The organism is Massilimicrobiota sp. An80 (assembly GCF_002159255.1).
GTDB classification, from domain to species: domain Bacteria; phylum Bacillota_I; class Bacilli_A; order Erysipelotrichales; family Coprobacillaceae; genus Allocoprobacillus; species Allocoprobacillus merdigallinarum.
Map to the genome: position 1 here is coordinate 25,756 of NZ_NFHI01000025.1, position 13,142 is coordinate 38,897.

General features: G+C 29.6%; 14 protein-coding genes. 13 read left to right on the forward strand and 1 reads right to left on the reverse strand.

Annotated elements, in window-relative coordinates:
- Positions 1–59: 59 nt before the first annotated feature.
- The 8 genes from yqeH to B5G32_RS08175 all read left to right on the forward strand — a co-directional run bounded on the left by yqeH (position 60) and on the right by B5G32_RS08175 (position 7,132).
- Complete coding sequence (gene yqeH, locus B5G32_RS08140) at positions 60–1,160, forward strand: ribosome biogenesis GTPase YqeH (RefSeq protein ID WP_087245236.1); 1,101 nt, start codon at positions 60–62, stop codon at positions 1,158–1,160.
- Between the two features lie 16 nt (positions 1,161–1,176).
- Positions 1,177–1,464: a ribosome assembly RNA-binding protein YhbY gene (gene yhbY, locus B5G32_RS08145; RefSeq protein WP_087245234.1), complete on the forward strand. Its 288-nt coding sequence runs from the start codon at positions 1,177–1,179 to the stop codon at positions 1,462–1,464.
- Positions 1,461–2,561 carry a nicotinate-nucleotide adenylyltransferase gene (locus B5G32_RS08150; protein ID WP_087936377.1) on the forward strand — a complete coding sequence of 367 codons (1,101 nt, stop codon included), beginning with the start codon at positions 1,461–1,463 and terminating at the stop codon, positions 2,559–2,561. Before yhbY ends, B5G32_RS08150 begins: the two co-directional genes overlap by 4 nt.
- Positions 2,561–2,908 carry a ribosome silencing factor gene (gene rsfS / locus B5G32_RS08155; RefSeq protein WP_087245230.1) on the forward strand — a complete coding sequence of 116 codons (348 nt, stop codon included), beginning with the start codon at positions 2,561–2,563 and terminating at the stop codon, positions 2,906–2,908. The genes B5G32_RS08150 and rsfS overlap by 1 nt, the downstream gene beginning before the upstream one ends.
- The gene (locus B5G32_RS08160; RefSeq protein ID WP_087303796.1) at positions 2,905–3,624 is read left to right on the forward strand and encodes a class I SAM-dependent DNA methyltransferase; all 720 of its coding nucleotides are present in this window, start codon (positions 2,905–2,907) and stop codon (positions 3,622–3,624) included. The genes rsfS and B5G32_RS08160 overlap by 4 nt, the downstream gene beginning before the upstream one ends.
- Positions 3,621–4,316 carry a 5'-methylthioadenosine/adenosylhomocysteine nucleosidase gene (locus B5G32_RS08165; protein ID WP_087303795.1) on the forward strand — a complete coding sequence of 232 codons (696 nt, stop codon included), beginning with the start codon at positions 3,621–3,623 and terminating at the stop codon, positions 4,314–4,316. Before B5G32_RS08160 ends, B5G32_RS08165 begins: the two co-directional genes overlap by 4 nt.
- A 36-nt stretch (positions 4,317–4,352) precedes the next feature.
- Positions 4,353–6,686 carry a peptidase U32 family protein gene (locus B5G32_RS08170; RefSeq protein WP_087303794.1) on the forward strand — a complete coding sequence of 778 codons (2,334 nt, stop codon included), beginning with the start codon at positions 4,353–4,355 and terminating at the stop codon, positions 6,684–6,686.
- A 104-nt stretch (positions 6,687–6,790) separates the two neighbouring features.
- Positions 6,791–7,132 carry a helix-turn-helix transcriptional regulator gene (locus B5G32_RS08175; protein WP_087936378.1) on the forward strand — a complete coding sequence of 114 codons (342 nt, stop codon included), beginning with the start codon at positions 6,791–6,793 and terminating at the stop codon, positions 7,130–7,132.
- A gap of 33 nt (positions 7,133–7,165) precedes the next feature.
- Here the strand turns inward: B5G32_RS08175 and B5G32_RS08180 are convergent, their stop codons facing one another.
- Positions 7,166–7,705 carry a metallophosphoesterase family protein gene (locus B5G32_RS08180; protein ID WP_087244015.1) on the reverse strand — a complete coding sequence of 180 codons (540 nt, stop codon included), beginning with the start codon at positions 7,703–7,705 and terminating at the stop codon, positions 7,166–7,168.
- Positions 7,706–7,878: 173 nt separating this feature from the next.
- Here B5G32_RS08180 and B5G32_RS08185 point away from each other — a divergent pair, with 173 nt between their 5' ends.
- The 5 genes from B5G32_RS08185 (at position 7,879) to B5G32_RS08205 (ending at position 12,909) form a co-directional block, all read left to right on the forward strand.
- The gene (locus B5G32_RS08185) at positions 7,879–8,193 is read left to right on the forward strand and encodes a PTS sugar transporter subunit IIB (protein WP_087244016.1); all 315 of its coding nucleotides are present in this window, start codon (positions 7,879–7,881) and stop codon (positions 8,191–8,193) included.
- An 84-nt stretch (positions 8,194–8,277) separates the two neighbouring features.
- On the forward strand, positions 8,278–8,550 hold the full coding sequence (locus B5G32_RS08190; RefSeq protein WP_087244017.1) for an ACT domain-containing protein: 273 nt from the start codon (positions 8,278–8,280) through the stop codon (positions 8,548–8,550).
- A gap of 11 nt (positions 8,551–8,561) precedes the next feature.
- Positions 8,562–9,926, forward strand: coding sequence for a PFL family protein (locus B5G32_RS08195; protein ID WP_087244018.1), 1,365 nt, complete (start codon positions 8,562–8,564; stop codon positions 9,924–9,926).
- Between the two features lie 47 nt (positions 9,927–9,973).
- A complete protein-coding gene (locus tag B5G32_RS08200; protein WP_087936379.1) occupies positions 9,974–11,203 on the forward strand; it encodes an ATP-binding protein in 1,230 nt (409 codons plus the stop codon).
- Positions 11,200–12,909: a GNAT family N-acetyltransferase gene (locus B5G32_RS08205; RefSeq protein WP_087936380.1), complete on the forward strand. Its 1,710-nt coding sequence runs from the start codon at positions 11,200–11,202 to the stop codon at positions 12,907–12,909. Before B5G32_RS08200 ends, B5G32_RS08205 begins: the two co-directional genes overlap by 4 nt.
- The last annotated feature ends 233 nt before the right edge of the window (positions 12,910–13,142 follow it).

Here is a 13,142-nt window from a genome sequence, read left to right on the forward strand (position 1 = left end):
TGTTTATCTCTTTTCATTAAATAAGAAATAGTATACAATAAGCGAGAAGGAAGGTATATATGGAAGAAGTAAAAAAATGTTATGGTTGTGGTGCTATCATTCAAAGTCATAATGAAAAGCATATTGGTTATGTTCCTAAAAATGCAACTCAAAGAGAACATATCTTATGTCAGCGTTGTTTTCAATTAAAAAATTATCATAAATTGCAGACAACAAATCTCACAAAAGATGATTTTTTAAATTTATTGGATCATATTGGTGAAAAAGATTGTTTAGTTGTGTATATGATTGATTTATTTGATTTTCAGGGAAGCATGATTCCTGGGTTATTACGTCATATTGGTTTTAATGATGTCCTGGTTTTAGCTAATAAGCGTGATCTTTTACCTAAATCAGTAAAAGAACGTAAGTTAGAACATTGGGTGAGAAGACAATTAAAACAAGAAGGAATAAAACCAGTAGATGTGATTGTGACTAGTGGTAAGAAAAATATGAATATGGATTCGATTTATGATGCTATTATGTCATATCGTAAACAAAGGGATGTCTATGTTGTAGGTGTAACAAATGTTGGAAAATCTACTTTTATCAATGCCTTATTAAAACATTATGCTCAAGTTGAAGAACAGAATTTAATTACTGTTTCAGAATTCCCTGGGACAACACTTGATTTTATTGAAATTCCATTAGATAATCATTCATATTTATATGATACACCAGGAATTATTAATGATCATCAAATGACTCATTTTATTGATCCTCAGGATTTAAAAAAGATTATTCCTCAAAGTGAATTGAGACCTATTGGTTTTCAGTTACAGGAAAAACAGACTATTTATTTTGATGGATTAGGAAGAATTGATTATATCAGTGGTGATCAGGCAAGTTTTATTACTTATTTTTCTAGACAACTTAAAATTCATCGTACAAAAACAAGCAATGCTGATGCATTGTATAATCGCCATAAAACTTTTTCATTTGAATTAAATGGTATGGATTCAATTGAAAAAATGAAAACATATGATTTTACCTTAAAACCCGGAAAATGTGATATTGTTATTTCAGGATTAGGGTTTATAACCATTTCATCTCATGGTGGAAAAGTTAAAGTTCATGTTCCACCTCAAATTTCAGTTATGATTAGAGAAGCAATTATATAAAAGAAAGGAAACAATTATGTTAACAGGTAAACAAAAAAGATATTTAAGAAGTGAAGCACATCATTTAAAAGCTATTTTTCAGGTTGGTAAAGAGGGTGTTTCTGCTAATCAGATTAAAGGTATTGATGATGCTTTAGAAGCTCAGGAATTAATTAAAGTGAAGATATTAGAAAGTTGTCCTGATGATGTGAATAGTGTAGCTGTTGAATTAAGTATGCATACAAAAGCAGAAGTTGTTCAAATTATTGGTCGTACGATTGTTTTTTATCGTCATAGTCCTCAAGGAATTTATCGCTTACCATGAAAAAAATAGGATTATTTGGCGGAAGCTTTGACCCTATTCATAAAGCACATGTAGAAATTGCCATGTGTGCAATTGAACAGCTTCAATTAGACGAAGTGCAATTTATCCCTACACGACATAATCCATGGAAAAATCAAAGTTGTGCCAACGCTAAAGAGCGTTTACATATGATTCATTTGGCTATTCAGGGCAATGATAAACTCACAGTGAATACAATTGAACTTGATGATGATCAAAATCAAAAAAATTATACCATTCATACTCTTGAAAAGATCATTGAAAAACATCCCAATAACAAATATTATTATATTATGGGTATGGATCAGGCAAATGCTTTTGATAAATGGAAAAAAGCTAAAAAAATTTCTAACTTAGTACAGTTAGTTGCTTTTCAGCGTGGAGGATATGAGCCATTATCGGATGTTTTAAATCAATATCATTTTCTTGTTTTAAATAATCGTCCTGTCTATGCATCAAGCAGTGATGTTCGACAGGGGCATATTGAAATGTTAGATCCCCATGTACTTCGTTATATTTCAAGTCAGGGATTATACTTAGAAACAATGGTTGCTTCACGTATGAAAGAAAAACGTTGGAAACATACATGTAGTGTTGCTCAATTGGCTAAAAAGATTGCCAAAGCGAATCATTTGAATGAAAAACAAGCATATATTGCAGGGATTATGCATGATGTTGCTAAAGAAATGGATCAAAAAGAAGCAACTGTTATTATGCAAAATTATTTTCCAGAATATATCTCTAAACCATATCCTATATGGCATCAATGGTTATCAAGATATGTAAGTGAACATGAGTTTTTAATAGAAGATCCTATTATTTTAAAGGCTATTGAAGACCATACAACTGCTTCTGTTGATATTTCATTGATTGGAAAATGTCTATATGTTGCAGATAAATTAGACCCATTAAGAGGTTATGATTCATCAAAGCAGATTGAATTATGTAAAAAAGATATAAATGCAGGATTTAGAGATTCGTTGATAGATTTTTATGAATTTTCAAAAAAGAAAAATAGAAAAATTGATGATTGTTTTTATGAAATTTATGATTATTTCGTTGTAAAAGGAGAAAAATAATGACAAAATTAGAATGTGTTGTAAAGGCTATGGATGACAAACTTGCTACTAACATTACTGCTATTGATATGCGTGATGTAAGTCCAATGTTTGATACTTTTGTTTTATGTACAGCTAGCAATGAAAGATTAATGCAGGCAATTACTGATAATATTCAAGATGAATGTGCTAAGAATCATTATGAAGTCAAAAGTATTGAAGGTTTAAGAAATTCTAAATGGATTCTTATAGATTTAGGAGATATTGTTTGTCATATTTTTGAAGCGGCTGAAAGAGAAAGTTATAATTTGGAAAAATTATGGGGAGATATGCCTCGTATTAACATTGAAGGAATGTTGGCCAAATGAGTTATGAAAACTTTGCTTACTATTATGATAGCTTAATGGATGAACAATTTTATGAAGATTACTATCAATTTATATTGGAACATTGTCAATTTGAAGAAGTTTTTGAATTGGGATGTGGAACAGGTGAAATTGCTATTCGTTTAGCTAAAGATCATAAAACTGTATATGCTTCTGACATTTCTACTGATATGTTAGAAGTTGCAAAACAGAAAGCTATTGCTAATCAAGTAAATCTTATTTTACAAAGAGTTAATATGTGCGACTTTGAAACATCACGACCAGTTGATCTTATTTTATGTTTGTGTGATTCTATCAATTATTTACTTGAACCACATCAGATTATGCAGACTTTTCAAAATGTATTTCGTTCATTAAAAGCTGGAGGTACTTTTATTTTTGATATTGATAGTTTATACAAAATGAATGTTATTTTAGATCAATATTCAGAAAAAGAAGAAGATGAAGAGTTTGTTTTTGAATGGCGTGTTGATAAAATAGATGATGGATATGTGCATCATCATGTTTATATTGAAGATAAACAAGAATCTGAAATAGTTGATGAAGATCATTATCAAAAGACTTATTCGGTAAATCAATATTTATACTGGTTAAAGGAAGCTGGTTTTTCGCAAGTTGATTATTATAGTGATTTTCATGAATATCATGATGATTGTGAAAGAATTATATTTGTATGTCAAAAGGAGGAAACCATATGATAGCAGTTGTTGGAGCTATGGAAGAAGAAGTTGCTGAAATAAAAAAGTATATGGATATAACTTCTATGCAGACAATTCATGGATATACTTTTTATGAAGGTACAATAGCGAATACAAAAGTTGTAGTTGTACAAGGTGGTATCGGAAAAGTGAATGCAGCTATTTCAACCACTTTGTTATTAACAAATTATGATATTGATTTTCTTATTAATGTAGGTTCTGCTGGTGGACTTTCTTTATCACAAAATGTTGGTGATGTTGTTATTTCAACAGGGGTTCTCCATCATGATGTTGATGTAACTGCTTTTCAACGTGAACTTGGTGAAGTGCCTGGAATGCCGCGTATCTTTGAACCAGATAAAAAAGCTTTAAAACAGGTTGAAAATATTTTGAAAGATCTTCATCTATCATATCATATGGGACTTATTGTTTCAGGAGATCAATTTATTTGTCGTGATGATCAGGTTAGTCAGATTAAAAAGAATTTTCCTGATGCAATATGTGCTGAAATGGAAGCTGCATCTATTGCACAGGTTTGTCATGTTTTTCGAGTTCCATTTATTATCACAAGATCTCTAAGTGATATCTATCAAAAAGGTGAAAATCATGTGCAATTTGATGAATATTTAAAACAAGCTAGCCAAGCTTCTGCAAAAATGTGTTATCATCTTATTTCTATATTATCGCAATAACACTTGTTATTGCTTTTTTATATAAGGAGGATCTCTATGAAAAAAATTGAATTATTGGCTCCTGCTGGCGACAAAGAATCTTTAATCGCTGCAGTACAAAATGGTGCGGATGCTATATATTTAGGTGGAACTTTATTTAGTGCACGTGCTTTTGCAAAAAATTTTGATGATGAACAACTACAATGGGCAATACAATACGCTCATTTATATGGTGTCAAAATCTATGTTACTGTAAATACGTTATTTAAAGATGCGGAGATAGATGCTTTGATTTCATATTTAGATAAATTATATGAATTTCAAGTAGATGCTCTGATTATCCAAGACGTTGGATTATTTGATATCGTCAGAACTTTATATCCTGATTTTGAAATTCATATGAGTACACAATCTTCTATTATGAATCACTATGGTGTCAATTATTTTGAAAAATGTGGTGCATCACGTGTTGTATTAGCACGTGAAAATACATTAGAAGATATTCAATCTATTTGCCAAAATACATCTATAGAGATTGAAGTTTTTGTTCATGGAGCTATGTGCGTGTGCTATTCTGGACAATGTTTAATGAGCAGTATGATTGGAAAAAGAAGTGGAAATAGGGGACAGTGCGCCCAACCATGTCGTTTGCCATATCAATTATTAAAGGATGATCAAGTTTTACCTGAAAAATATCCTTTTATTCTATCACCAAAGGATATGATGACAATAGAACATGTTGGTGCTCTTATTGAAGCAGGTGTTTCTTCATTGAAAATAGAAGGACGTATGAAAAGGCCAGAATATGTTGCCAGCGTTACACGTGCATATCGCCAAGCAATTGATGCCTTTTATGAACATAAAAAAATTGATTTACAGCCCCTTATTCATGATATGAAGGCGATGTTTAATCGCAATTATACTTTAGGTTATTTAAAACATGATACTCATCTTGTAGATGGTGACTATTCTGGACATAGGGGTAGTATTATTGGTGAAGTTTTGTATTATCATAAAAAACAAAAAAGAGTGGGGATTCGTTTAAAAGATACACTCATGCAAGGTGATAGCATTGTTTTTGAAAATATTGATAAAGGAAGACCAGTCAATAAAATCTATCATCAAAAAAAATTAGTGAATAAAGCTTATTCAAATGATGTGATTGAAATAGAATTTGATTATTATGTTGATCGAGGATTGGTTAGAAAAACACTTGATACAAATGTTGTTGAAAAAATGCAACAGACATATCAAAAATCACCACGAAAAGTCTCAATATCTATGGAATTTGAAGCCCGTATTTATCAAAAAGCAAGACTTATTCTTAAGAAAGAAAATTTAAAAGTAACAGTTGAATCACAACAGGAAGTTCAATTAGCTCATAATACGCCTCTTGAAAAACAGAGAATCAACCAGCAGTTATCAAAACTGGGATCTACACCATTTATAGCTGAGCATATACAGATAAACATAGATGAAGGGATTTCAATGCCTATTAGAGATATTAATGAGATGCGTAGATATGCAACAGATATGTTGATTGAAAAATTATCTCATCAAAAAATACATCATCATAGTCGACAAAAAATGTCTACATATAGCCAAAAAAGCACTTCTCAAGCACCTCAATTTTATATTCTTGTTCATTCCATAGAACAATTAAAAACAGTCATTCAATATCCTTTTGATACAATTATTTATCCTTATCAGGAAAGGATAGAAAAAGCTTATGAAATTTGTCAAAAACATCAAAAGAAAATGATTATGATGACATCTCCTGTTATGAAAGATGATGATATTGAAGATGTATTATCATCACAGATTTATTCGCAAATAGATACAATATTGGTAAATGATTATGGTGCATATATGGCTTTCCAAGATAAAAAACTGGTTGTGGGTCAGGGCTTAAATATTTATAATTCGTATGCTGCACATCATTATCATCAACCATATTTGGTTTCTTTAGAAATGTCAGCAACTGAAATTAAACATTTGCAGGTTGATTTAACACATTGTCTTGTTCAGATATTTGGTAAAACAACAAATATGATTAGCGAATATTGTCCAATTACTCAATATTATTTTGGATATCAAAATAAGCATTGTCAAATGTGTAAACAAGGTCATTTTGCCTTGAGAGATCGAAAAAATGAGAAATTTGACATAATGGTTGATAATAAATGTCGCATGCACTTATTAAATGCACATACACTTTTTTATGATCAATTTAAACAATTACCAGTTGGTGGATTCCTTATTGCGTTCACTAACGAAGATCAACAACAAGTTCAAATGGTGATGGATGATTTTATGCAGATGATCTATAACCAACAAAAGAGCCATATTCGACAGAAAATAAAAGTAACTTCAGGATATTTCAAAGAATAATGTTGAATCATCAATATTTATGTCTTTCACAAAAAAAGTTTTTTCATATTCTAAATTGCGATTGTTTTTCATTCATGATATAATATTATTATGGAGGTGACCTTATGGCAATAGATATGGATTTAGCTAAAAGACTGAAGGTTTATCGTAATTTTAAACACCTTACTCAAAAAAAAGTTGCTTCTCATCTTAATGTTCCACATTCTGCTATTTCAGATATTGAAAATGGTAAAAGAGATGTGACAGTTAGTGAATTAAAAATTCTTTCACATCTTTATGGACGTAGTGTTGAAGAAATTATGAGTGGTAAAAAATACGATTATTATAATATTGCAAATATTGCACGTCTATTAACAGAATTGCCAGATGATGATTTAAAAGAAGTTATGTTTATTATTGAATATAAACGTAAAAGAGTTGAAGAAAAAAATAAAAACAACCAATAAAAAAGAAATTAGTTACAGAAGCTAATTTCTTTTTTATTTTAACAGTGTTTTAAATTCTTCTAATAATTCAAGTCCTTCATCTAATATATCCTGATTACAAATCTCATCTGTTTGACAATGATGAAATTCAACTTGGATATCATTGTTATCACGAATATCAATAAGAGCATATGTTCCATATCCATAACTTCCTCGATTCATCATCAAACTTCCTGGATTAACAAAAAGAATGTTTTGATGTTTTTGGACCGTTGGAACATGTGTATGACCATGTAAACAAAGATAACAATTTTCTTTTTGACAAAGCTGTATTAATTGATCATATCCATAATAAACTCCATAATATTGTCCATGTGTAACACAGATATGTTGAAATGTTTTATAGATAGGGAAGGGTGCATCATCATGGTTTCCCTTAACAACAATATCAAATAATTGTATATATGGATCATCAACAGGTAAAGATGAATCACCACAATGAATCATATAATCAACATGAAAACGATAGTGAGTTACCACACGCTGTAAATAATTTTCGTAAAGATGACTATCGCTGACAACTAATAATTTCATTTCAATCAACTCTTTTCTTATATTATTCTATCATATTTCAATTATAAATTCATAATTATATTGATAGAATCAACCGATTTTCTCAAATAGAAAATTTTTATCCGTAAGTGTTTACAATTCAGGTAAAAATTGTTACAATATATATTGTAATAATAAGAAAGGGAGTAAGAAATATGAAAACTATTTTATTAGTATGTTCTGCAGGAATGTCTACAAGTTTATTAGTTACTAAAATGGAAGCTGCTGCTAAAGATGCTGGTGTTGAATGCAAGATCTTTGCATTACCATTCTCTGATGCACCTAGAGTATTAGAAGAAGTTGATTGCATCTTGCTTGGCCCACAAGTTAGATTCCAAAAAGCTGCTATTGAAAAATTAGCTGCTGGTAGAAAAGCTGGACCTATCCCTGTAGATGTCATTGATATGAGAGATTATGGAACAATGAACGGTAAAGCCGTATTCGAAAAAGCTTTATCTTTATTAAAATAATTTCTTAAAGGAGCTATGCTCCTTTTTTTTCTTTTCTTTTTACATATTGTTTGTTATAATGTTTAAAAATCAGGAGGAAGAAAAATGGAAAAAGCAATTATAACAGTTGTAGGTAGAGATCAGGTTGGCATTATTGCTCATGTATGTCAATTTTTATCTAAAGCAAATATTAATATTTTAGATATTTCTCAAACAATATTAGATGGGTACTTTAATATGATGATGATTGTTGATATGTCTTTAGCAAAAGAATCATTTTCAGATGTTTGTGATCAATTAGAAGATTTAGGAAATCATATAGGCGTTTATATTAAATTACAGCATGAAGATATTTTTAATAAAATGCATAGAATCTAAGGAGGAAAATCATGATAAATTTATTTGAAGTTAATGAAACAAATAAGATGATTGAACAGGAAAACTTAGATGTCCGCACTATTACAATTGGGATTAGTTTACTTGATTGTATTGATGCTAATATAGATACTTTATGTCAAAATATTTATCATAAAATTACAAGTGTTGCTGAACATTTAGTTGAAACTGGAGAAAATATTGAAAAAAAATATGGAATTCCTATTGTTAATAAAAGAATTTCTGTAACTCCAATTGGTCTTATTGGTGCATCTGTATGTCAATCAACAGATGATTTTGTTAAAATCGCTAAAACTTTAGATCGTTGTGCTAAAAAAGTTGGTGTGAATTTTATCGGTGGTTACAGTGCGATTGTTTCTAAGGGAATGACACCTGCTGAAAAATTATTAATTCAATCTATTCCTCAAGCTATGAAAGAAACTGAATTGGTATGTAGTTCAGTAAACGTAGGATCTACAAAAACGGGAATTAATATGGATGCAGTTAAATTAATAGGGGAAATCATCAAAGAAACTGCCGAATTAACAAAAGAACAAGATTCTATTGGGTGTGCAAAATTTGTTGTTTTTTGTAATGCACCTGATGATAATCCTTTTATGGCTGGAGCTTTTCATGGAGTCAGTGAAGCTGATGCTATTATTAATGTGGGTGTCAGTGGTCCTGGTGTTGTAAGAAAAGCAATTCAAACAGCTAAAGGAAAAGATTTTGGAGAATTATGCGAAATTGTTAAAAAAACTGCTTTTAAAATTACACGTGTCGGACAATTAGTCGCTAGAGAAGCTTCTGCAGCTTTAAATATTCCTTTTGGAATTATTGATTTATCATTAGCCCCAACACCTGCAGTTGGTGATAGTATTGCCGACTGTTTAACAGAAATGGGCTTAGAAAGAGTAGGGGCTCCTGGAACAACAGCTGCTCTAGCTATTTTAAATGATCAGGTTAAAAAAGGTGGTGTTATGGCATCTTCATATGTTGGTGGACTTTCTGGAGCGTTTATCCCTGTCAGTGAAGATCAAGGTATGATTGATGCTGTTGAAGCTGGTGCCTTAACATTGGAAAAATTAGAGGCTATGACATGCGTATGTTCAGTTGGTTTAGATATGATTGCGATTCCAGGGAAAACATCAGCAAAAACAATTTCTGGAATTATTGCAGATGAAATGGCTATTGGTATGATTAATCAAAAAACAACTGCAGTACGTATTATTCCTGTTATAGGTAAAGATGTTGGTGAAAAAGTAGAATTTGGTGGTTTATTGGGATATGCACCTATCATGCCTGTCAATCCATTCTCATGTGATGAATTTATTGATAGAGGTGGACGTATTCCTGCTCCTATCCACAGTTTTAAAAATTAACAAAAAGACGATTTTATCGTCTTTTTTTACAGAAAGGAGTTCAATTTATGATTAACAATCAGCTTATAGTCTATAAAAATATATCTCAGGATGATGTTGTTTTAAAATGTTTATATTTTATTGATGATGATGCATCTATTGATGAATCAGAATTTATTGCTAGTCTTCTTGTTTTAGCTGAAAAATATGAATTACATGGACAATTATTCCAAAGTCTATTAACGCATTTATTAGCTTATCATGAGAATACATTCACATTGGCATTAGAAAGAAAAAAAGACATTTCTGTTTCTTTAAAAAAAGTAGTTTGTCATGATTTTGAAATCATTTACAATCTTTATCATTATGATTTTTCTTATCTTGATTCTTTATATAAAGATTTATTTTTTGACTTTCAAAACAGTTCTACGATTATCAATCAAGAAATTTTTGATGTATTAACAAATTTACAAACTCAGCTTTCTCAAAGCACATCAGTGGAAGAGTTTTATCAAATATTATATAATCATTATTATCAGTACGGTGTTGGAAAATATGGATTAAATAAAGCCTTTCGATATTTAAATAATCAAATTATACCAATTGATCATATTGGCAATAATACACTTGAACAATTAATTGGTTATGAAAGTCAAAAAGAACGCTTAATAGCAAATACTGAAGCATTTTTAAATGGTCAAAAAGCCAACAATGTTTTACTTTATGGCGATAGTGGGACAGGAAAGTCAAGTAGTATTAAAGCTTTATTGAATCGTTATTATAAACAAGGTTTAAGAATGGTTGAAGTCTATAAACATCAATTTATATCATTGCCTCAAATTATTAATGAATTACAAAATAGAAATTATCGTTTTATCATTTTTATGGATGATTTGTCTTTTGAAGAATTTGAAGTTGAATATAAATATTTAAAAGCTGTTATTGAAGGTGGTCTTGAAAAGAAACCTGATAATATTTTAATTTATGCAACAAGTAATCGTAGACATTTAATCAAAGAAACATGGAATGATCGTAATCATGATCAGGAAATTAATAATAACGATGCTATGCAGGAAAAATTATCTTTAGTATCTCGATTTGGTGTTCAAATCATGTATATTCATCCAGATAAACAACATTATTTAGATATTATTGATGCATTAGCTAAGACTTATCATTTAACAATGCCAACTGAACAACTACATGAATTAGCATTACAGTGGGAAATAAGAAATGGAGGTTTTTCAGGAAGAACAGCAAAACAGTTTATTCATATGCTGCTTTCTCAACAATCATGAAACAATTAAAATTAGAAGATTATGCAATTATTCAACCGTATTTAGAAAAAGCCAATTATGAAGGATATAACTCCAATTTTGTCACAATGATGATGTGGAATCATGAGTATCATATACAATATGAAATACATGATAACTTTCTTATTATGCTGCATCATTATAAAAACATTTATTTTTGGGCCATGCCTTTTACGACACCCGAATTTTATCAGGAAGCTTTAGATTACATGATTAAATATAGCCATCAACATGGTTTTCCTTTTATGATTGATTGTGCTATTGAAAGTTTTGTTTCAACACTTCAAAAAAATGATTATTCGCATCAATTCCTTTTTGAAAGGACACCATTTAATGATGATTATATCTATGATAAAGATATGCTTCAAACTTTAGCTGGTAAGAAAATGCAAAAAAGACGTAATCATTACAATGCTTTTCTTAAAGCTTATCCTGATTATGAATATCGTGATTTGGATATAGTCAAAGATTTCGATATCATTTTTACATGTCTAAATAGATGGGAAGGGGAAAAGGATAATTTAAGTGAATCAATGACAAGTGAAGTTAGAGGAATCATGTCATTGCTTTCCTCAAAGCATCTTTTACCATTTCATATTGGAGGAATTTTTATCCATAACCAATTAGAAGCTTTTATTATTGCTTCAAAACTTAATCATTCTACTATTCAAATACACGTTGAAAAAGCAAATAAAGATATTAGAGGATTATATCCTGCTATATTAAAAGAACTATTAGAACATCATTTTCAAAATGAAAAATGGGTAAATAGGGAAGAAGATATGGGTCTAGAAAATTTAAGACGATCAAAGCAATCATTACACCCTGTTAAGATGATTCATAAATATCGTATTTATGAAAATCAGACAATAATTGAAAAAGCAAATGATCATAATTTAGAAGATATTAAAAAACTATGGCTACAATGTTTCGAAGATGAAACAGAAGAATCAACAAACTATTATTTTCAAGAGCTTTATCATAAAGAAAATACTTTTGTACTTAAAAATGATAATCGTATTTTATCTGCTTTACAAATCGTTCCAATGTCTATTATGAAAAATAAGAAGCCAGAAGAATGTTATTTTATATTAGGTGTGTGTACACATCCATATTTTCAAAAACAAGGCTTAATGAAGCAACTTCTATATTTTGTTTTGAGTAAATACACAAATAAAACGATTTATCTGCAAGCTTATCATCCTGAAATTTATCGACCTTTTGGATTTCATGCATCACATTATCATCAGGTTATTGAGATTGATAAAAATATGTTGGAAAATTATTCTGATTTGAAAATAAGTCAGCAATATGATTTGTTAGAAAAATATTATCATCAATTTGTTAGTCATTTTGATGAATATCGTATTCGTAGTCATGAATACTGGCAACTTTTAAGAAAAAGATGTGAAAGTTTCAATGATCAAATCCTTATATTTGAAGATTTAGGCTATTTTATATATCATGAAGATGATGAAAGTATTTATATAAGTGAAGCCATCTATTTCAATCAAAATAATCTTTTACAAATGTTGTCATATTTTAAGAAATCTTCTAAAAAGTTAATTCTTGAATGTGATATGACTGTAAATTTAAACTGTGAAAGTAAATATATCATTACAATGATGAGCAATACGCTTCAAAAAGATAGAATGGAATCTAATAAATATATTAATGAAGTGTACTAATGAAGAAGCTAAAATGCTTCTTTTTTTATAAAAAATCTAACCCTAGATAAATGTTGGTAACTATATTTAAAATATATTGATTATATGGTCTTAAATGAAAATTCATTTGTAAAGTCACTATATCTTAGCTCACACATGGAGTTCATGATCTTCTTGTATATTCCCTTGAAAGTCGTTTTGTTATAGTAATTTTTATTCTGATCTTTCATCTTATATAGTCCAATGTAGTTCTT

What these genes read in the sequence shown, in the direction of transcription:
- B5G32_RS08170 (WP_087303794.1), top strand. Translation starts at nt 4,353, where the DNA reads ATGAAAAAAATTGAATTATTGGCTCCTGCTGGCGACAAAGAATCTTTA.
- rsfS (WP_087245230.1), top strand. Translation starts at nt 2,561, where the DNA reads ATGACAAAATTAGAATGTGTTGTAAAGGCTATGGATGACAAACTTGCT.
- B5G32_RS08200 (WP_087936379.1), top strand. Translation starts at nt 9,974, where the DNA reads ATGATTAACAATCAGCTTATAGTCTATAAAAATATATCTCAGGATGAT.
- B5G32_RS08175 (WP_087936378.1), top strand. Translation starts at nt 6,791, where the DNA reads ATGGCAATAGATATGGATTTAGCTAAAAGACTGAAGGTTTATCGTAAT.
- B5G32_RS08205 (WP_087936380.1), top strand. Translation starts at nt 11,200, where the DNA reads ATGAAACAATTAAAATTAGAAGATTATGCAATTATTCAACCGTATTTA.
- B5G32_RS08185 (WP_087244016.1), top strand. Translation starts at nt 7,879, where the DNA reads ATGAAAACTATTTTATTAGTATGTTCTGCAGGAATGTCTACAAGTTTA.
- B5G32_RS08180 (WP_087244015.1), bottom strand. Translation starts at nt 7,705, where the DNA reads ATGAAATTATTAGTTGTCAGCGATAGTCATCTTTACGAAAATTATTTA.
- yqeH (WP_087245236.1), top strand. Translation starts at nt 60, where the DNA reads ATGGAAGAAGTAAAAAAATGTTATGGTTGTGGTGCTATCATTCAAAGT.
- B5G32_RS08165 (WP_087303795.1), top strand. Translation starts at nt 3,621, where the DNA reads ATGATAGCAGTTGTTGGAGCTATGGAAGAAGAAGTTGCTGAAATAAAA.
- B5G32_RS08160 (WP_087303796.1), top strand. Translation starts at nt 2,905, where the DNA reads ATGAGTTATGAAAACTTTGCTTACTATTATGATAGCTTAATGGATGAA.
- B5G32_RS08195 (WP_087244018.1), top strand. Translation starts at nt 8,562, where the DNA reads ATGATAAATTTATTTGAAGTTAATGAAACAAATAAGATGATTGAACAG.
- B5G32_RS08190 (WP_087244017.1), top strand. Translation starts at nt 8,278, where the DNA reads ATGGAAAAAGCAATTATAACAGTTGTAGGTAGAGATCAGGTTGGCATT.
- yhbY (WP_087245234.1), top strand. Translation starts at nt 1,177, where the DNA reads ATGTTAACAGGTAAACAAAAAAGATATTTAAGAAGTGAAGCACATCAT.
- B5G32_RS08150 (WP_087936377.1), top strand. Translation starts at nt 1,461, where the DNA reads ATGAAAAAAATAGGATTATTTGGCGGAAGCTTTGACCCTATTCATAAA.